Origin of the sequence: Brevibacillus sp. GCM10020057, from assembly GCF_042683565.1 — a bacterium.
GTDB lineage: Bacteria > Bacillota > Bacilli > Brevibacillales > Brevibacillaceae > Brevibacillus.
Genome location: NZ_JBHUJW010000023.1, coordinates 234287 through 253233, shown reverse-complemented (window position 1 = coordinate 253233; position 18947 = coordinate 234287). Strand labels below are relative to the sequence as shown.

At 57.7% G+C, this 18947-nt stretch carries 19 protein-coding genes; 11 read left to right on the top strand and 8 right to left on the bottom strand.

Annotated elements, in window-relative coordinates:
* Positions 1-32 precede the first annotated feature (32 nt).
* Positions 33-1256: a glycosyltransferase family 2 protein gene (locus ACFSO0_RS08145; RefSeq protein ID WP_376878760.1), complete on the bottom strand. Its 1224-nt coding sequence runs from the start codon at positions 1254-1256 to the stop codon at positions 33-35.
* A 258-nt stretch (positions 1257-1514) separates the two neighbouring features.
* Here ACFSO0_RS08145 and ACFSO0_RS08140 point away from each other — a divergent pair, with 258 nt between their 5' ends.
* Entirely contained in the window at positions 1515-2144 is a 630-nt protein-coding gene (locus ACFSO0_RS08140) for an FkbM family methyltransferase (protein ID WP_376878758.1), read from the top strand.
* Between the two features lie 13 nt (positions 2145-2157).
* Positions 2158-2937, top strand: a complete 780-nt coding sequence (locus ACFSO0_RS08135) for an FkbM family methyltransferase (RefSeq protein WP_376878756.1) — start codon at positions 2158-2160, stop codon at positions 2935-2937.
* Between the two features lie 106 nt (positions 2938-3043).
* Here the strand turns inward: ACFSO0_RS08135 and ACFSO0_RS08130 are convergent, their stop codons facing one another.
* The 5 genes from ACFSO0_RS08130 to ACFSO0_RS08110 are packed head-to-tail and all read right to left on the bottom strand — an operon-like array spanning position 3044 to position 8813.
* On the bottom strand, positions 3044-4483 hold the full coding sequence (locus ACFSO0_RS08130) for an FkbM family methyltransferase (RefSeq protein ID WP_376878754.1): 1440 nt from the start codon (positions 4481-4483) through the stop codon (positions 3044-3046).
* Between the two features lie 23 nt (positions 4484-4506).
* Positions 4507-5613 carry a glycosyltransferase family 4 protein gene (locus ACFSO0_RS08125; RefSeq protein ID WP_376878752.1) on the bottom strand — a complete coding sequence of 369 codons (1107 nt, stop codon included), beginning with the start codon at positions 5611-5613 and terminating at the stop codon, positions 4507-4509.
* Complete coding sequence (locus ACFSO0_RS08120) at positions 5610-6569, bottom strand: GDP-L-fucose synthase family protein (RefSeq protein WP_376878750.1); 960 nt, start codon at positions 6567-6569, stop codon at positions 5610-5612. Before ACFSO0_RS08120 ends, ACFSO0_RS08125 begins: the two co-directional genes overlap by 4 nt.
* 28 nt (positions 6570-6597) lie before the next feature.
* Entirely contained in the window at positions 6598-7830 is a 1233-nt protein-coding gene (locus tag ACFSO0_RS08115) for a glycosyltransferase family 2 protein (protein ID WP_376878748.1), read from the bottom strand.
* Positions 7827-8813: a GDP-mannose 4,6-dehydratase gene (locus tag ACFSO0_RS08110; RefSeq protein ID WP_376878746.1), complete on the bottom strand. Its 987-nt coding sequence runs from the start codon at positions 8811-8813 to the stop codon at positions 7827-7829. The genes ACFSO0_RS08115 and ACFSO0_RS08110 overlap by 4 nt, the downstream gene beginning before the upstream one ends.
* 222 nt (positions 8814-9035) lie before the next feature.
* Here ACFSO0_RS08110 and ACFSO0_RS08105 point away from each other — a divergent pair, with 222 nt between their 5' ends.
* Positions 9036-9869: a hypothetical protein gene (locus ACFSO0_RS08105; protein WP_376878744.1), complete on the top strand. Its 834-nt coding sequence runs from the start codon at positions 9036-9038 to the stop codon at positions 9867-9869.
* 6 nt (positions 9870-9875) lie between these two features.
* On the top strand, positions 9876-10847 hold the full coding sequence (gmd, locus tag ACFSO0_RS08100; protein WP_376878742.1) for a GDP-mannose 4,6-dehydratase: 972 nt from the start codon (positions 9876-9878) through the stop codon (positions 10845-10847).
* A 57-nt stretch (positions 10848-10904) separates the two neighbouring features.
* Here gmd and ACFSO0_RS08095 read toward each other — a convergent pair whose 3' ends face one another.
* Entirely contained in the window at positions 10905-12023 is a 1119-nt protein-coding gene (locus tag ACFSO0_RS08095; RefSeq protein ID WP_376878740.1) for a deoxyribonuclease IV, read from the bottom strand.
* A gap of 199 nt (positions 12024-12222) precedes the next feature.
* Here ACFSO0_RS08095 and ACFSO0_RS08090 point away from each other — a divergent pair, with 199 nt between their 5' ends.
* Genes ACFSO0_RS08090 through ACFSO0_RS08080 form a run of 3 tightly spaced genes read left to right on the top strand, consistent with a single transcriptional unit; the run spans position 12223 to position 14181 of the window.
* Complete coding sequence (locus ACFSO0_RS08090) at positions 12223-12828, top strand: bifunctional transcriptional activator/DNA repair enzyme AdaA (protein WP_376878738.1); 606 nt, start codon at positions 12223-12225, stop codon at positions 12826-12828.
* Entirely contained in the window at positions 12818-13348 is a 531-nt protein-coding gene (locus ACFSO0_RS08085) for a methylated-DNA--[protein]-cysteine S-methyltransferase (protein ID WP_376878737.1), read from the top strand. The genes ACFSO0_RS08090 and ACFSO0_RS08085 overlap by 11 nt, the downstream gene beginning before the upstream one ends.
* Before the next feature lie 11 nt (positions 13349-13359).
* Positions 13360-14181 (top strand): SPL family radical SAM protein, encoded by an 822-nt coding sequence (locus ACFSO0_RS08080; protein ID WP_376878736.1) that lies wholly within the window; start codon positions 13360-13362, stop codon positions 14179-14181.
* A gap of 106 nt (positions 14182-14287) precedes the next feature.
* On the opposite strand, the gene ACFSO0_RS08075 is transcribed toward ACFSO0_RS08080, so the two are convergent.
* Positions 14288-15247, bottom strand: coding sequence for a superoxide dismutase (locus ACFSO0_RS08075; RefSeq protein WP_376878734.1), 960 nt, complete (start codon positions 15245-15247; stop codon positions 14288-14290).
* A gap of 169 nt (positions 15248-15416) precedes the next feature.
* On the opposite strand from ACFSO0_RS08075, the gene racE reads away from it, so the two are divergent.
* The 4 genes from racE (at position 15417) to ACFSO0_RS08055 (ending at position 18932) form a co-directional block, all read left to right on the top strand.
* The gene (gene racE / locus ACFSO0_RS08070; protein WP_376878732.1) at positions 15417-16244 is read left to right on the top strand and encodes a glutamate racemase; all 828 of its coding nucleotides are present in this window, start codon (positions 15417-15419) and stop codon (positions 16242-16244) included.
* Positions 16245-16354: 110 nt separating this feature from the next.
* Positions 16355-17407, top strand: a complete 1053-nt coding sequence (locus tag ACFSO0_RS08065) for a GerMN domain-containing protein (protein ID WP_376878730.1) — start codon at positions 16355-16357, stop codon at positions 17405-17407.
* Between the two features lie 174 nt (positions 17408-17581).
* Positions 17582-18343: a ribonuclease PH gene (gene rph, locus ACFSO0_RS08060; RefSeq protein ID WP_376878728.1), complete on the top strand. Its 762-nt coding sequence runs from the start codon at positions 17582-17584 to the stop codon at positions 18341-18343.
* Positions 18336-18932 (top strand): XTP/dITP diphosphatase, encoded by a 597-nt coding sequence (locus tag ACFSO0_RS08055; RefSeq protein ID WP_376878726.1) that lies wholly within the window; start codon positions 18336-18338, stop codon positions 18930-18932. The genes rph and ACFSO0_RS08055 overlap by 8 nt, the downstream gene beginning before the upstream one ends.
* Positions 18933-18947: the final 15 nt, after the last annotated feature.

Here is an 18947-nt window from a genome sequence, read left to right as displayed (position 1 = left end):
TGTATGTGACGGGGCGGCAAAGAGCTTCAGCCTCAGATGGCGGGCGATGGATGGCGATGCTCATTCAGCCATCGCGAGAAGTAATCAGATCCCTGTTGATAAGCCGAAGCGATGAGGTGTTCCTCGGCAGACAGGGGGGTCACATGCTCCACATGAAAACTGTAGGTGCCATGCTCGTTTACCAGCTGCTTGTTCGCCAGAATCTCGACGAGGCAATTCGATTGGGCAGCAGGAATGGGGATGGACAGCTCCATTGGTCCGCTTTTCAAGGAGTAGCGTTGAACCGGGCGCCGGTTTACAAGGACGAGCAGATCGAGCTGCTGCAGCAAGGCCGGGACGCTGCCTGTGAGCAGCAGCACCGCTAGCGGATTCTCCGCTGTACAGGCGATCTGCAAGGAAAAATGCAAGGGTACCCAACCGGCAGGAGAACGGTTCATCTCGATGATTCGGGGAGTCTGCCCAAATACATCCTCCTGCTTGCACAGATCCATAAACTGATGGACGTTGAGCGGTTGGTAGCTGAGAGAAAAGGCATGCAGCCATTCATTCGAGAGAGCGCCGTAATGCTTCATGCAAGTCTGGACGATCTCCGGGTATCCGCGCCGGACGATATGCGCGACGGACTTGCAGCCGGGATGCAAGCGGGCATTCGCCAGCCTGCAGTCTGTATAGCCGATTGCATACTGTTTGGAGACCCTGATCCACAAATCGTAGTCCATGCAGAAGTCAAGGTTTTCGTCTACTCCGCCCAATGCCTCGATGACGTGCTTGCGCAGGAAAGCAGCAGGCTGGCAAATGAAACAAAAATCAAACAGACCCTTCCCGTCATCTGGCCGCACCGGAAAGTCGTCTATGATCTCGCCGCGCTCGTCGATGTGATACCCCTTGCCGTATACCATGCCCCATTCGGGGTGCTGCAGGAGGGCGTCGACCGCACGGCTGATAGCGCCGGGCAAATACGTGTCGTCAGAGTTCAGCCAGCCGATGATTTGCCCGCCCGCCATGCGAAACCCTTTGTTGATGGCGTGAGACTGCCCGCGATCCGGTTCGCTGACGAAACGAAAGCGAGCGTCGCCGAGGTGAGCATAGCGATGCAAGATGTCCAGCGTATCGTCTGTAGAGCCTCCGTCTACGACAATATGCTCGATATACGGATAGTCTTGGGAGAGGACGCTCTCGATGGTCTCCGTAAGAAAGGCACCCTGATTAAAGGAAGGTGTAATGATGCTGACCAGAGGCAGTGGATGCGTGTTCATCACAATCGGAGCTCACCTTTCTGTAAAAAGAATCAGCCGTCAGCGCCCGATCGGGACTGACTTAATATTTGTATGAAGATGGATGGGAACTCGTCACTGTGTCTTTCCTGCGCGATGAACCCCCGCTTTTCACAGCTCGCGCACAGATGTCCATACTTTGTCAAAAACGAGCGCATCGCATGGGAAAAGAACGAACAGGACAGCAAGCGGCAATTTCTGACCGACGTACGTCGAAGTTGCGAGAGGAGGGAACGACACATGTTGGATCTCGGCAGGTTGTGCAGAGAGTGCGGAATTGAGCCGCGCGGGGTCATTCACGTAGGTGCCCATGAAGGACAGGAGTTGGCCCGCTACAACGCGATCGGCTTCAGTCGTGTCCTCTTCATCGAGGCCAACCCGGTTGTCTATCAACGGCTGTGTCAAAATGTCAGCACATCACCGCACGTGAAAACGGTAAACGTAGCGATCAGCAACCAAAACGGAAAAGCCCAGCTCCGCGTCATGTCCTTCGATCAAAGCAGCTCTATACTGCCCTTGAAGCGGCATAAACACATCTATCCGTCGATCACGGAGCAGTATCAGATTACGGTCCCGACCAAAACGCTAGACACGCTCTGTACGGAGCTGCAACTGAATGATGGCGATTACAACGTACTCATCATGGATATCCAGGGAGCGGAACTGCTTGCTCTGCAGGGGGCGGCAAACCTTCTTGCGCACATCGAGGCCATCCACACGGAAGTGAATTTTGAAGAGCTGTACGAAAACTGTGCGCGAATCGAGCAGATCGACGCGTTTTTGCAGAGCTGCCAGTTTACCCGGATCGAGACGGCGACACCCTATCATTCCTCGTGGGGAGATGCGTTTTACGCGAAAAGGTGTTCATAGGAGGAAAGAGACCATGAAAATCAGATTGTACCCGCCGGATGGCACCCTGCCTGCAGGTGGGCCGGATCATCACGTCGAGAGCAACGGAGAGCGGCTGGTCATCCAGAACCTGATACGTCCTGACAGCGTAGTCTTTGACGTGGGTGCGTGTGTGGGGGGATGGACGCAGGAAGTGCTGAACCATATCGGCGGACAAAAGCTGGTGATCCATCTGTTCGAGCCGGTGCCTGCCACCTACCGCACGCTCGTGGAGCAGTTCTTCTCATCGCAAACGGATTGCGAGCTGGTTTTCAACCATGCAGCAGTTGCTCGCCAGGGCGGGACGCAGATGTTTTATCATTATGAGTCCGCGAAGATGCTAAGCACTCTCCACCGCAGGCTGCAGGCAGAAAAGGCGTACGGTATTCCGGCGCCGGTCGCCTTCCCGGTCCGCACGTTGACTCTGCAGGACTATTGCCGCCACATGCAGGTTGGTCGCATCGATTTCCTGAAAATTGACACGGAAGGCGGGGAATTCGATGTCCTGCGGGGAGCAGAGCCGCTGCTGGCAGAGGGGCGGATCAGCTGTATCCAGTTTGAATACGGCGGCACCTATCTGGACGCGCGGACGACGCTGCAGGAAGTGTACGCCTTTTTGCAGAGGTATGGCTACGACGTGTACAAAATTGTCCCGGATGGGCTGCTGATGCTGCCGCAATTTGTGCCAGCCTATGAGGACTATCAGTACAGCAATTTTTTGGCGGTGCGCCCGGAGATTTCGGCTGCCCTGCGCGGAAACGCCGGGATGCGTTGAGCAGGGATGGCATAACGGAGGCATGACGACAAATACAAAAAGGCTTCAGTCCGGTGCGGCTGAAGCCTTTTTGCTGACGGAGCGCGCTGTCCGTGATGCTCGCGCGTCAGTCGAGAAACGTCTTGTTCGTGCAGAACAGGTCGGCGTGGAACGGCTTCATCTCCTCCAGCAGCTGATTGTAATTGTTGATTCGCACGATCGTATTGTCCCGTTTCAGGATGTACATATGGGAGTACAGCTTTTCCAGGAGCACGTACAGGACGAGCGGATGCCGGTTGAAATTGTTCCGCAAGCTATCCAGGTTGAATTCGACGACAAGGTCGGGGTCCCAGGTGCGCAAGGTGTTCTCGGCGCCCTCCAGCACGGAATACTCGGAGCCTTCCACATCGAGCTTGATGAAGTCCACGCGAGGAATCGAGTTATCGATCATCCAGTCGTCCAGACGCACGCAGTTGATCCGTTGGTTGGATGCTGCCGCAGCCTTGTTGTCCTGGGGGATGTAGGACCATCCGCCGCCCCTGGCGTTTTCGTGAAAGTGGATGTTGCCGGTGCGGTTGTACACGCCCAGCTGGAGCGGCTCTACATTTGTGATATGGTTTTCGGCGAGGTTTTTCACCAGATACGGGTAATTGACGGCGGACGGCTCAAATGCGTATACCTTGCCCCGATCCGCCAGGTAACTGAGGGCGAGCGAGATGGTTCCGATGTTCGCGCCGATGTCCAGGCAGATGGCGTCCGGCTTGACGACTTTTTTCAAGCCGTTGATGACGTAATGCTCATAGTAGCCGCCTTCCGTTTCGATAAAATGGAGCACACTTTCGTCCGATTCGCTGCCGTAGACGGCAAACGATTTTTGGTCGAAGGGGAGGTGGAACTGTACTTTTTTCAACGAGCGTGTCGCTCCTTCTGCGGATTGATGAATACGGATGATGTCATTTTGCACGAAAAAGCTCATGTCAGGACGCAGCTTGCGGACGAATTCCTGCAACTGTTGAATGGTCGGATAGTCGTTCAGCAGCGGATTCGGTCCGATAAAGCAGCGGGCGTCGTCGATGAGAATGACGTGATTGGGAACAGGGTGCTGCAGGATGGCGGTCAGCTCCTGCAAAATCGGGGTATCGACGTCCCCGCGGGCAGTTTCCGGCGAGCGCGGGACGTAGTGCCCATCGAGCCAGAACAGGCAAGGCTCCGTGATGGAATCGAGAATGGCTGGCAGTACGCTCCCGCTGTCGCCGTGGACGATTTGGATATGTGGGTCATCGGCGAAGCGAAGCCGTGCAGCTTCGCATAGCGCGTCGTCCAGCTCGATGGAATACATCTGCGTGAACAGGTGCTTGACGGCCTGAACCATATCCCCCTTGTATGTGCCGGTTTCGATGAAGGTGCGCAGGCCATGTCCTCTCGCGTGCATTTCCACCGTAGACACCTTGAACTGAATCGTCGGCATTTCGTGCATCCAGAAATCCCACGTCTCCTGCTCGGTCAGCAGGTACGGAATGCGTTTCTCCGCTCTCCAGAACGATACGATTTCTTGCAATCTCGACATTCAATCTACCTCCTTTTGGCGCTCTATTTGCGGGCGACGGAACGAAAGACGGCGAGCGTGTCGCGGGCACATTTCTCCCACGAAAAACGCTTTGCCTGGGCGTTTCCTTTGGCGATCAGGTCTTCGCGGATCTCAGGCTGCTGGATGGCGGAGAGCTTGGCGGCGATGTCGTCCGGCCGGATCGGATCGAACAGGAGCGACGCGTCTCCAACGACTTCCGGGATGCTCCCGCAGTTGGAGCTGATGATCGGGATTTGCGCGCGCATCGCTTCGACCAAGGGGATGCCGAAGCCTTCAAAAAGAGACGGGAAGCAGAGAAATCCTGCGTGGCGGTACAGGTAAGGCATTTCGTTCTGCGGTACGTAGCTCAGCCATTTGATCTGATCCCACAGCTGGTTTTGGCTGATATAGGCCATTACCGATTCATGCGCCTCCTGGGAGGAGCCGGTAAAGACCATCGGGATGCGCAAGCCGTGATTGTCCCGCAGCAGGACGAGCGCTTTCAGCAAATTCAGGTGGTTTTTGTGATGCCACGTATTGGCGGGATAAAAACCGTAGCCGGGAGTGAGCTGATACTTCTGGAGCACACGCTCGCTTTGCGCGGCATCGAACGGCAAGGCAAATTCCTTGGAGGCGTCCAGGTGAATGGTGTGTACTTTTTGAGGAGGCAGCTGGAATTTGTGCAGGATCGTCTGCCGCGAGTATTCGGAGAGGGTCAGCACGGCGTTGCTGCGCTGGGCAGAGGAGCGGTAGTTGGTCAGCCGCCATTTTAAGATGTTTGGCTCAAAAAATTGTGGGTAGTATTCGTGCTGAATGTCCGGAATGTTGATGACGCTCGGGATTGTAACGTCCGCCGGTTGGAGCACCAGCAGCGGACAAAACCACAGGTCCAGCCTCAGCCCCTGTATCCAGCGGTGTAGTTGCTGATCGATGCTTGCGTTTTGCATAATCATGACCTTTTGGACGTTGCCTTGCGCCTGAAAAGTATGGAAATTATGGGCAGCGAGAAAGAGATACCACGTATGGCCATCCTTTGCGTTTGTCGAGTAGGAGAGCAAGTTTCGCACATATTGCTCCATGCCGCCGATCTTGCCGGGAATGACCGGGATGAGGCTCACTCCGATTTTCATGCCGAGCCCCCCTTCCACTCGTGAGAATGATTGCGGTACCAGTCGATCGTCCGCTGAAGTCCGGCGAGCAGGGACGTCTTCGCTTCAAAGCCAAAGCACTCTTTGGCTTTGCTCACGTCCAGAAGCCGCCGCGGCTGCCCATCCGGCCTGCTTGCATCCCAGATAATCTCCCCGCGAAAACTGGTGAGCGATTTGATGAGCTCGGCCAGGTCCTTGATGGTGGTCTCTTGCCCCGAACCGATGTTGACCGGATCAGACTCGTCATAGCAGGCCGTCGCGGCAACGATCGCTTCGGCGGCATCTTCCACGTAGATGAACTCGCGGGTCACTTCGCCTGTTCCCCAGAGGACGATGAATGCGTCCCCGTTTTGCACAGCGTCTACGCATTTGCGGATGATGGCCGGGATGACGTGGGAAGTTTCCAGGTCGAAGTTGTCGCCGGGACCGTACAGGTTTACCGGGAGCAAAAAGATGGAGTTGAAGCCGTACTGCTCGCGGTAGGCCTGGGACTGGACAAGCATCATCTTTTTCGCGAGTCCGTACGGAGCGTTCGTCTCTTCCGGGTAGCCGGCCCACAAATCGGATTCGCGGAACGGAGCGGGGGTGAATTTCGGATAGGAGCAGATCGTCCCGATGGCCACGAATTTTTCGAGGCCGAACAGGCGTGACTGCTCCATGAGCTGTGCGCCCATGATCAGGTTGTCGTAAAAGTATTTCCCCGGATTTTTCTGATTCGCTCCGATTCCTCCCACTACGGCAGCCAAATGAATGATGACCTCGGGGCGATAGTCCTGGAGCATGCGGCAGATGTCCTGTTCTTTGCGCAAGTCGTATTCCCGGCTGCGGGGGACGAAGATGTGCTGACAGGATAATTGCTGCAGCTTTTGAATGACATGCCTGCCTAAAAAACCTGCCCCGCCGGTGACGACAATCCGCTTCTCAGCCAGATTCATCATGAGTTCACCTTCCTTCACATTCTGCTATTTAGTAGCGAGGAACGGGCTTGCGGTTGTTTACCCACTCACTGATGTGGGTGGGTCCTTTGAGAAATGCCAGAACAAATTGATGCTCTTCATAGGAGAGCGGATGGATGCCCAGCGCGTGATAGCTGACCGAGCGAAGGCTGCCATCCGGTTGCTGGCTCACGGTTTGACGGTTGCAGATGATGCTCACTTCGCAGTTCGGGCCTCTGGCGATGATCGGAATGACGATGTTGAAGGAGGGCTGGGTTATCTGGAAATGATGCGCCAGGGTGCCGTTTACGAGTACGTGAAAGTGCAGCGGCTGGTCCAGCAGTGTGCTTCTTCCGTGCAAGAGCAGTCCTCGCATCGGAGCAGTCGGCGGGATCTCCACGGACAGACGCAGCTGCTGCGGCGCCCATAAATCCGGGTAACGATTCGATGTGAGCAGGACGGGGCCGCGGCCGAACGCGTGGTATTTCTTGATCTTGCTTAGGAACCAGTTGATGCCCTGGCTGTAATGCTTCGTCACGTAGTAGCCGAGCCACTCGTTGGAGATGGTGCCGAAATGTTTGACGACCGTTCGCAATATTTCCGCAAACCCCGGCTCCACTTCATTGGCGATGGTTTTGCAGGCCGGGTACAGGCGAGAGTTTGCCAGGTATTCCTCCACCCAGCCGATCTGGTAATGCAAGGAAATCCGGTTCCACAGATCGTAATCCATGCACCAGTCGTGCTCCTCGTCTACACCGCCTACGCTCTCGAAGACGTGCTTGCGCAAAAAGGCCGTGGGCTGGCAGATGAGATTGAGATGAAACAGCTTCCGCCGATCGAACTCCATCCAGATGTACGGATATTTGACCCGGTTGTACTCGTCGATGTGCATGCCTTTTCCGTACACCATGCCCCATTCGGGATGGGCGAGCAGGGCTGTCACCGCTTTTCGCACCGCTCCCGGAAAATACGTGTCGTCTGAATTAAGCCACCCGATGATCTCACCACGGGCCATTTTCAAGCCTTTGTTAATGGCGTGGGCCTGGCCTCTGTCGGGCTCGGAGACGTAGCGGAACCGGTCGCCCAGGTACTCGTAGCTTTTGAGAATGGCTACAGTCCTGTCCGTGGAGGCGCCGTCTACGACGATGTGCTCGATGTTGGGGTAGTCCTGCATCAGGATGCTGTCGATGGTCTGTTTGATAAACGCGGCCTGATTGTATGAAGGCGTGATGATGCTGACCAGTGGCAAGGACGAAGCGCTCATGGCTGCTCACCTCCCGCGATTTTTCCCCTGGAAATGACATCGCGCCAGTAATTCAGCAGGTCCTCCATGGACTGTCGGAACGAGATTTCCGGGGCCCATCCGGTCTGTGCCCGAAAAGCGGTGGAGTCTCCGAGCACGATGTCGACATCGGAGGGCCGCAGCCGCGTCGGGTCGACATGGATGTCCACATGGATGTTGGCAACAGACAGCAGCGTCTGGAGCATTTCCTCAATCGTGACGCTTGTTCCCGAAGAAATATTGTAGACTTCCCCCGGAGTGCCCAGCGCCAGCGCAAGCCAATAGGCGCGTACGATGTCGCGCACGTCAGTGAAATCCCGGATGGCTTGCAGGTTGCCCACGTAGACACGAGGCGGCTGCAAGCCTTGTTCGATCATGGCGATTTGCTTGGCGAAGTTGGACGTCACATAGCACTCTCCCCTGCGTGGTCCCGTATGATGAAAAGCGCGTGTGCGGACAATTTTCAGCCCGTAGCTCTGATAGTATTGATAGCCGAGAAAGTCCTGGGCAATTTTGCTCACAGCGTATGGATTGAGCGGACGCAGCGGATTGCTTTCCTTGATCGGAATCTCGTCGGGGAAGACCATGCCGTATTCTTCGCTGGAGCAGGCGATCTGAATCTTGCAATCCGTGTCGGTCTGGCGTATCGCCTCAAGCACATTCAATTGGCTCACCAGGTTGTTGACCAGCGTGTCCGCCGGAGAGCGCAGCGAAGTCGGGACGAAGCTTTGCGCTGCGAGATGGAAGACCAGGTCAGGTCTGATCTGCCGGATGAGCTGCAGGACGGCTTCCGCGTCGGTCAGCTCGCAGGGGACAAGCCGGATCTGTTCGGACAGCCCGTCAAGGAAAGCTGGACGGTTCGGCGAGCGGTACGTTCCGAACACCTCCACATCTCCCCGGGAGAGCAAATATTCGGCGAGATGGCTTCCGGCAAATCCGCTGACGCCGGTAATCAGAGCTTTCATCGGTCGAAAACCTCCTACAGTACAGGATCGTCTTCGGGTAGCGTCGTGTTTAACATATTCAGGATATGAGCCGCAGCGGGAGGACGTCACGGCGTGTGCCAAGGGGGGAGCGCTGATCGAGCAGGATGGCCTTTTTCTCGCAGGGAGGACAGTACCGCCAAGCTTTTTTCCGATGAAGTCATATGCTGTTAGAGAGCATGGGTCACAGGGGAGCGAGGCAAATTGGATGCGTTGTCTTTTTATGAAAAACGAGTATTCTCGCAAAATGGTGAGGATGGCATCATCGAGGAACTGTTCGCTCGCATCGGGACGAGCGGCAAATTTTTCGTGGAATTTGGCGTCTCTACGGGGGCGGAGTGCATGACGCGCAACTTTCTCGTGCATCACGGCTGGTCGGGTGTGATGATCGAGGCAAACCCGTACCATTACGAACAGCTCGTCAAGCAGTTTGGGCACATGTCGGGCTTGTCCCTGGTGCACGAGCGCGTCAAACGGGAAAACATTGCCGCGATCTTTCGCGCGAATAGCGTGCCCGCAGCGTTTGATTTTCTGTCCATCGACATCGACGGCAACGTTTACTGGGTCTGGGGGGCATTGTCAGATTGGCAGCCGCGCGTCGCCGTCATCGAGTACAACGCCTCGTTCCCGCCTCCGGCAAAGATGGTCGTGCCCTACGATCCGGTCTTCGTCTGGGATGGCACCTCCTATTTCGGGGCGAGCCTGACCTCGCTGGCCGGGCGGGGGGCACAGCTGGGCTACGCCTTGATCGGGACGGATTCGCACGGGGTCAATGCCTTTTTTGTGCGCCGCGTCTTGCTGGACGCTTGCGGCTTTCCGGAATTGACGCCAAAGCAGGCGTATCATCCTCCCGCTTACGGTCCAGACGAGGGAGGGCACCCTCGCCGGAGCGGTCCGTACCTGCAAATCCAGCTGATTTCCCCGGGCAGTCCGAGCTGCGGGACGAGGGTCGCCACAGCCGCGCCGCAGCGGGGAACCATCTGCTGTCCAGGAAAATATACAGGGGAGAGAGGGATTTTCATGCCGCGAAGGTGGTGAGTGGTCGTGAAGACAGCTTTCGTGACCGGGATCACCGGTCAGGACGGGGCCTATCTGGCGAAGTTTTTGCTGGAGAAGGGCTATCACGTAGTAGGATTGGTGCCTCGCCGCAGCACGGTTGACAGGTGGCGGCTGGAATACTTGAACATTGCGGATGACGTGGAGTACAAGGACGGGGATATTCTCGATGTGTCGTCGCTGATCAGGGCGATTAAAGCATCCAGGCCGGATGAGGTGTATCATCTGGCGGCGCAAAGCTTCGTCGGATCTTCGTGGGAGCAGCCGATCCTGACGGCGCAGTCGACGGGGATGGGCGTTTTGCACGTGCTGGAGGCGATTCGCGAGACGAATCCGGACATCAAAATGTACCAGGCTTCTTCGAGCGAGCTGTTTGGACTGATTCAGGAGCCGCGGCAGTCGGAGACGACGCCGTTTTATCCGCGCAGTCCGTACGCCGTCGCCAAGCTGTTCGGCTACTGGATGACCAAGAACTACCGGGAGAGCTTCCAGATGTATTGCTGCAACGGCATTTTGTTCAATCACGAATCTCCTTTGCGCGGGCTGGAGTTCGTGACCCGCAAAGTCACGCACGCCGTAGCCCGCATTGCTTCCAACCAGCAGAAGGAGCTGCGTTTGGGCAACATTTCTGCCAAGCGCGACTGGGGCTTTGCCGGCGATTACGTGGAGGCGATGTGGCTGATGCTCCAGCAGGAAAAGCCGGGCGATTTCGTCATCGCCACGGGCGAGACAGCGACGGTCGAGGAGATGTGCAAGATCGCGTTTGACTACGTCGGCCTCAACTACAAGGACTATGTGGTGATCGACCCCGCCCTGTACCGGCCGGCCGAAGTGGACGTTCTGCTGGGCAATCCGGAGAAGGCGAAGCGGGAGCTGGGCTGGACCCCGAAAACAAAGCTCGAACAGCTCATTCACATGATGGTCGAGGCGGATTTGCAGCGGGTGGCAAAGTCGCCGTGACGCAGAAAAAACGAGGCAGCAGGGGCGGCCTCGTTTTGCTCTTTCATCATCTGTCGCTTAAAAAGCGGACTTCCCTGCGAACCATGCGATCAGGCGCTTGTTGATTTCTTCCTCGGAGAGCCCTTCCAAGAGTCTGGCTTCCGTGAGCATGTCGTACAGCCGCTCCATCGGCTCCCGTCCGTCCGCTTTCTTGGCTTTGGCGTCGTTTTTCAACAGCTCCCACGTTTGCACGACGAAGTCGCGGCGGTCTACTTCCTGCTTGTGAAAGAAAAACTCAATGCGCTCCACATGATCGAGGAAATCGCTGCCGAAACGTTCTTCGGCCCTGCCGCTCAAGAGGGCGATTTCCGCTTCGTACATCGGGCGTTCGTTGCCTTTTTCCCTGGAAATCCACGGCGTCTCCAGGATCAGCGGCAGGTGGCGGATCTTCTCGTGCTCCACGATGTACTTCATCGCATCAAAGCCGATCAGCCCCGCCCCCACTGGCGCATGGCGGTCCTTGCCTGCGCCGCGGAAGTTTTTGCTGTCGTTGAGGTGGACGACGGCGAGCTTGTCCAGGCCGATGATCCGGTCGAATTCGCCTAGCACCCCGTCGAAGTTGTTAACGACATCGTACCCGGCGTCATGAATGTGGCAAGTGTCCATGCAGACCGTGAGTCTGTGGTTGACGTCTACCTTTTCCATGATCGCAGCGAGTTCCTCGAAGCTGCGCCCGATTTCCGTCCCTTTTCCGGCCATCGTCTCCAGCGCGATGTTGACATCCGTATCCTTGACACCGCCGAGCACCTCGTTCAGCCCTTCCGCGATGCGCGCGATGCCGTATTCCGGGTCTTTGTCCGTGTAGGCGCCGGGGTGGAGCACGATGTTTTTCACCCCAAGGTAATGCGTCCGGCGAATTTCCTCCTGCAGGAAGGAAACGGCCAGTTCGTACGTGTCATCCTTGTAGGAGCCGAGATTGATGATGTACGGTGCGTGAACGACGATTTCATCCATGCCGTGCTCGGCCATCACTGCCTTGCCTTCTGCAATGAACTGGTCTTCAATCGGCTTGCGGCGCGTGTTTTGCGGCGCACCTGTATAGATCATGAACGTGCTCGAGCCGTAGGATACGGCTTCTTCTGCCGCATTGAGCAGTCCTTTGCCCGAGAACGATACGTGCGAGCCTATTTTTGTCATTCGGCAATCATTCCTTTCATTTTCTGCATCGAGTCGAAGCATCTTGTCTCTTTCCTAACATAGCGCAAGTTTTGCCATCCGTCCATCGGCAAGGTACGCTTCGCGGGATTGGCACAGCTTCGCGATCTTGCTCATCCATCCAGAAAACCGTACAGAGTGCCCTTCCAGCGGTTATACTGACGGTGGAGGTGGAAGGAACATGGAAGCAGCAGACAGCATGGCCCAGCAGCTGACGGAGGAGAAATGGCAGGCGATTATTCGCAATGACGCCGCATACGACGGAAGCTTCGTTTATGCGGTGAAGACCACGCGCATCTTTTGCAGGCCGTCCTGCAAGTCCAAGGCGCCGAACAGGGAAAATGTGCAGGTGTTTGCGAATGCCCGGCAGGCGCTGGCTGCCCGGTTCCGTCCGTGCAAGCGGTGCAAGCCGACAGGACAGCGCCTGCCAGACCGTGAGTGGGTGGAGCAAATCACGCAGTATATCGACGACCATTTCCGGGAGCGGCTGACGCTGGAAATGCTGGCAGACGCGTGCCACGGAAGCCCTTACCACTTGCATCGCACCTTCAAGCGAATCACAGGCGTCACGCCGGTGGAATACGTGCAGCAGACGAGAATACGTGCGGCGCAGGAACTGCTCGTGCGTACAGGCGAATCGGTCGCTGCAATCAGCAGCATGGTCGGGATGCACAATACGCCATACTTCATGACCCTGTTCAAAAAATTTACAGGGCGTACTCCTACAGAGTATCGCCAAATGAACCAGAAACAATCGTCTGCAGAGGTGTTCGTTCATGAAAAATGAGAAAAAAATGCCTGTTTATTGGACCGTGCTGAATCAGGATGACTGGAGCCTGCACGTGGCTGCGACCGAGCGAGGCTTGTGCTTCGTCGGCTCGCAGGGCATGCCACTGGACGAACTGGCCGCATGGACGGCACGCCGTATGCCCGGCAGTCTGCTGGTGCGGGATGACGAGCGGCTTAAGCCGTATGTCGCGGCGTTGCTCGCGTATTTGCGCGGGGAGCGGGATACGCAGGCGCTTTTGCTCGACGTCTGCGGCACACCGTTTCAACGCGCCGTGTGGGAAGCGCTCTGCACGATCCCGTTCGGGCAGACGCGGACGTATTCGCAGATTGCGGAGAAAATCGGGAAGCCGGCAGCCGTGCGCGCGGTCGGGGCGGCAATCGGTGCGAACCCGGTGCTGATTGCGGTGCCCTGCCACCGGGTGCTCGGGAAAGGCGGGGCGTTGACCGGCTACCGCGGCGGGTTGGCGATGAAGGAAAGGCTGCTGCGGCTTGAGCAGGGAGAGGCAGGCACGGAGTGAGGGAGCCAAGCATGCGCTGGCAGATCGGGGAAAAGCGCCCCAAAACGCTGCTGAACAAAGGAACCGGATATTTGGCAGGCTACACCCACTCGCTCAATCCGTATACGGGCTGTACATTTGGCTGCTCCTACTGCTACGTGAGGCGGATGCCGGTGTCGTTGTTTCGGGCAGAGGAATGGGGGACGTGGGTGGACATCAAGAAAGATGCAGCCCCCCTTCTGCGCAATGAGCTGGTCCGTACCAAGGCCAGGGGGAGAGTCACGATCTTCATGTCTTCTAGCACGGACCCGTACCAGCCCGTCGAGTACCGGGAGCAGGTGACGAGGTCGCTGCTTGCGGTCATGGCAGAGGAGCAGCCCGATTTTTTATTCGTGCAGACGCGCAGCCCGCTCGTGGCTCGTGATATCGATTTGCTGCAGCAGCTGGGCGATCGCGTCCGGGTCAGCATGACCGTGGAGACGGACCGCGACGACATCCGCAAACAGTTTTCTCCCAAGGCACCCCCGATTGCCGCCAGGCTGCGCACACTCGCTCTCCTGAAAGAGGCTGGCATACCGACGCAGGCGACCATCGCTCCGCTGCTGCCGAGCACAGAAGCCTTTCCGGAGTTGCTGGCTCCGCTCGTCAGCCGCGTCTGCGTGGACGATTATTTCATGGGCGACGGCAGCGGCGGCAAACGAACGCGCACCCTTGGCATTGAGCGAAAATACGAGGAGCTGGGGCTGGGGGAATGGTACGATCCACAGGCCTGCCGCCTCGTGCTGGAGCGGCTGTCGCGCTGCTTTTCCGCCGATCAGCTGTTTGTCAGCCAGGCAGGGTTTGCGCCGGTATAAACCATCGGCCGTCCCGTTTGCCCAGTACATGGAATCGGGCGCAGGATTGATCCAGAACGCAAAAGGCCCCTTCCATCCTGGCCGCAGGAGAGACAGGGGCTTTCGTTCAATACGGCTGCCATCGCAGCTTGCGGGCCTTATCGAAACGCTCCTCGGCGTAGCGCCAGTTCACGACGTTCCACCAGGCGTCCACGTATTTGTCGCGCTGGTTTTGATAGGGGAGAAAATAGGCGTGCTCCCAGACGTCGAGGGCGAGCAGGGGAACCGTGTCCCATTGCGACAGGTTCTGGTGCTTTTCCGCCGTCAAGATTTCCAGATGCTGTGCGCGCGGCGACCAGACGAGGATCGCCCAGCCGGGCCCTTCCACCTTGTTTGCGGCTTGCGTAAAATGGTTGCGAAATGCAGCGAAAGAGCCGAAGTAGCGGTTGATCGCCTCAGCCAGATCGCCCGCCGGTTCCCCTCCGCCATTCGGGCTCATCGACGGCCAGAAGATCGTGTGCAAGTAATGCCCGGCTCCGTTGAAGGCCAGCTCCCGCTCCCAGTGGCGGACCAGGTCGAAATTTCCGTTTGCCCGCGCCTCCGCCAGCTTCAGTTCTGCCGCGTTCAGATCGTCCACATACTTTTTGTGCAGCTTGTCGTGGTGGATGCGCATTGTCTCGGCGTCGATGTACGGCTCGAGGGCGTTGTAGTCGTACGGCAGCGGGGGGAGGGTGTGCCTTCCCGCAGCGAGCGGGCGGGCGACGGGAACCGGTTCGCGCTGCTGCGGGTATGAGACCGGCGTTGCGACTGCGTCTGCGGCATCCGGTTCATGCAACTGCGCGAGCCGCAGGAACTGGTGAAACCGGGCCTGAATTTCTTCCGCCCGGGCGATCAACAGGGGCAGCTCCTCCTTTTCTTTGTCGGAGGTGAGGCGGGCAGCCATTCTGCCCAACTGGGTAAACGTCTCCTCGAATTTGTGCAAATGGCGCTCCAACTCGCGATTCAATTGTTTGCGGTCGCGCAGTTGTTCAATCCATTGGCGGCCCCACTGGCTCCAATCCAGCAGCTGTCTCGTTTGCTCTTCCAAGAAAACTCCTCCTGCCAAAGGTCTTTCTCCCTCTCAACGTATGAAAAGTGCCCAGCGGGTGTGCGGCATTCGCGGAGTACAAGAAATTTAAACTGTGCATATGGTAGTAGCACACATGTCAGAGTGGTATGCTGTACTATATTCATCACAACAGGGGAGACACATTTGCATGAGTAGAGAGCGAGCGATAGCCGTCATTGATTCAGGAGTGGGAGGATTGACCGTAGCCAGGGAAGTCATGCGTCAGCTGCCCGAGGAACGGATCGTATACTTGGGAGACAATGCCCGTTGTCCGTACGGCTCCAAATCACCGGACGAAATTCGTACCTACAGTTTTCAAATGATTGATTTTGTGATGAAAACACCGCTAAAAGCGCTGGTCATCGCTTGCAATACCGTTACCGCCGTCGCCCTGGAAGATGTCAGGGAGTATTTGCCGCTTCCGGTCATCGGCGTTATCGAGCCTGGCGCGCGCGCTGCCGTCAAGGCGACCAGAAGCGGTCATATTGGGGTCATCGGCACGGAGACGACGATCCGCACACGGGCGTACGAGCGTGCCTTGCTGCGCGTCCGCCCGGATTTGACAGTCTCGGGCCTCGCCTGTCCGGCCTTTGTCCCGCTGGTCGAAAACCATATGGCAGACACGGAGGAAGCGCGCCGCGTGGTGAGGGAAACGCTGCTCCCGCTCGCAGGCGAGGAACTGGACACGCTCATTCTCGGCTGTACGCACTACCCGCTGCTCGCGCCGGTCATCCAGGAAGTGATGGGGGATCGCGTGACCTTGATCAGCTCCGCCGAAGAGACGGCGCGCGAACTGGCTGAGCTGCTTGGGCCGCAACCGGCCGCAGTCCCGTCCGGCACCAGGGTGGCGGCACCGGAGCACCTGTTCGTGACGAGCGGTGACCCGGACCGCTTCCGTTCGATTGCGGAAGAATGGCTCGGCTGCCGGGTGCAGGCAGAGCAACACTCGCTGCTGGAAAAAACGTATCAGCCGTAAAGGGCAGAAGCCAGCTGCGCCTCATCCGGCCAAATTCCGACTTTCAACGCATAAACCCAAGCCCTGCTCGTATACATGGTAGTACAAAGTGTCTCGAGGAGGGCTGGGAAATGAAGATACGAAGCATTAGCCAAGCGACAGCTGTGCTAGGGGTCAGCGCTTTGTTGCTGTCAGGCTGCGGTCTCTTTGGCCCGGAAAAGGAAGCGACCAGTATCGATGCTCCGCCACAGTCGCAAGTAGCCGCAGGTCTGCCGGATACCGCCGAGCCGAATGACAGCCCAGCGCAAGGGGCAGAGCCCGCCGTGACAACAACTGTGGAGCGCACGGTCTATTTGCTGGATGCCAACGGGTACGTCGTGCCTGTCTCATTGACATTGCCCAAAGTAGAGGGCGTTGCCAAACAGGTGCTGAGCTACATGGTCAAGGGCGGGCCGGTGGAGAGCATGCTGCAGGGAGGCTTCAAGGCCGTTCTGCCCCAGGGCACCGAGGTCAAAGGGCTCGTCATCAAAGACGGCGTGGCGACCGTCGACTTTTCCAAAGAGTTCAAATCGTACGACCCGCAGGATGAAAAACGGATTCTCGATGCCGTGACCCGCGCTCTGACCGAGTTTGGCAACGTGAAGACGGTGCAGATTTGGGTCAACGGTACGCCGCTGAAGGAAATGCCGGCGGCGAGCACGCCGATTACGCAGCTGGACCGCGCCCACGGCATCAACCTGGAGCTGGCCGATGGCGCCACCCCCGGCAATACGTCGGCTGTCACCGTGTTCTTCCAGGGCCAGCTGGACGATGCCCGCACGTACTTCGTGCCGGTCACCCGACTGGTCCCGGCTACAGCTGACATCGCCAAGGCGACTGTAGAGGAACTGATCAAAGGGCCGAAGGAAGGCTCGCAGCTGTTCAGTTCCTTGTTGCGCACGACCCGCGTACTCGATGTGAAGCAGGAGAAAGATTTGCTCACCGTCAATTTGAGCAGCGACATTCTCAAATACGACGACGGCAAGGCAGCCAACCCGGACGCCCTCGAATCCCTCGTCCTGTCCCTGACGGAGACGACCGGCGTGCCGAATGTCCAGCTGCTGGTCGAAGGAAAGCCGCTGTCCAACGGGGACTACACCAAGCCGGTGAGCCGTCCGGTGCAACTCAATCCGCTCCAGTTTTGACCCGGGGCACGGCCAGGCCACGTTCGTTTTGCGAGCGTGGCTTTTTTCTGCCGATTCATGCGAATATTTGCAATAAAGGCAAATAGCGCATGGGCATATGTTCGGTGGCAGAGCGTTTCTTTGGTCTGGTATAATGAGCAAAGTGCATTATAGTGATTTTAGGAGGAACTTGGAATGAGAGTGGATGGCCGTGCCCATGACCAATTGCGCCCCGTTACCATTACGCGCAACTACATGAAACACGCCGAAGGATCATGCCTGATCGAAGTAGGAGATACAAAGGTGATTTGCACGGCAACCCTGGAGGATCGGGTGCCGCCGTTCATGCGTGGCGGCGGAAAGGGATGGATCACTGCCGAGTACTCCATGCTCCCGCGTGCGACAGCAACGCGCAATGCCCGGGAGTCATCCAAAGGCAAGGTGGGCGGACGGACGATGGAAATCCAGCGCCTGATCGGGCGAGCGCTGCGCTCTGTCGTTCATCTGGAAGCGATGGGCGAGCGGACGATCTGGATCGACTGCGACGTCATCCAGGCGGACGGCGGAACGCGGACCGCGTCCATCACCGGAGCGTTCGTCGCCATGGTCGACGCGATGCAGAAGCTCGTGGACAGCGGCGTATGGAAACAGCTGCCGCTTCATGATTTTCTCGCTGCCACTTCGGTCGGGGTCATCGGAGAAGACACTTTGCTGGACTTGAACTACAAGGAAGATTCGACAGCGACGGTCGACATGAACGTCGTCATGACAGGCAAAGGCAAGTTTGTCGAGCTGCAAGGGACAGGGGAAGACGCCCCATTCTCCGCCGATCAGCTGCAGAGAATGATCGCGCTCGCCAAATCGGGTATCGACCAGCTCATCGCCAGCCAGAAGCAGGCGCTGGCAGACGTGCCGCTGACATTTGCGGACAGCGTAGCGGAGGAGAGCCATGTCTGAACGCAAGCAGGTGGTCCTGGCCACGCGTAACCAGGGAAAAGTAAGAGAGTTTAACCGGCTGTTCGCCCCTCTCGGCTGGGAAGGGATCAGCCTTGCCGATTATGAAGGAGTGCCCGAAGTGGTGGAGGACGGGGACACATTTGAAGCCAACGCGGTCAAAAAAGCTGTGACGATTTCTACATATCTCGGCTTGCCTGCGCTCGGCGACGACTCCGGTCTGGAAGTGGATGCGCTGGATGGCGCGCCGGGCGTCTACTCTGCGCGCTATGCCGGAGAGGACGCAACGGACGAGGAAAACTGGCGCAAGCTTTTGCAAAAGCTGGATGCCGTGCCGAATGCCGAGCGCACCGCCCGCTTCCGCTGCGCGCTGGCGTTCGTCGTACCCGGCGAGGAGCCGGTGATCGCTGCGGGGGCGTGCGAAGGCGTCATTGCCCGCGAGCCGGCCGGAACGAACGGCTTTGGCTACGATCCCGTGTTCTACCTGCCGCAGCTAGGCAAGATGATGGCCCAGCTGCCGCCGGAGGAAAAGAACCGGATCAGTCACAGGGCGCAGGCCATGCAGCAATTGCTCGCGATCCTTCGCGGGTGAACAAAGCTTCTCGTC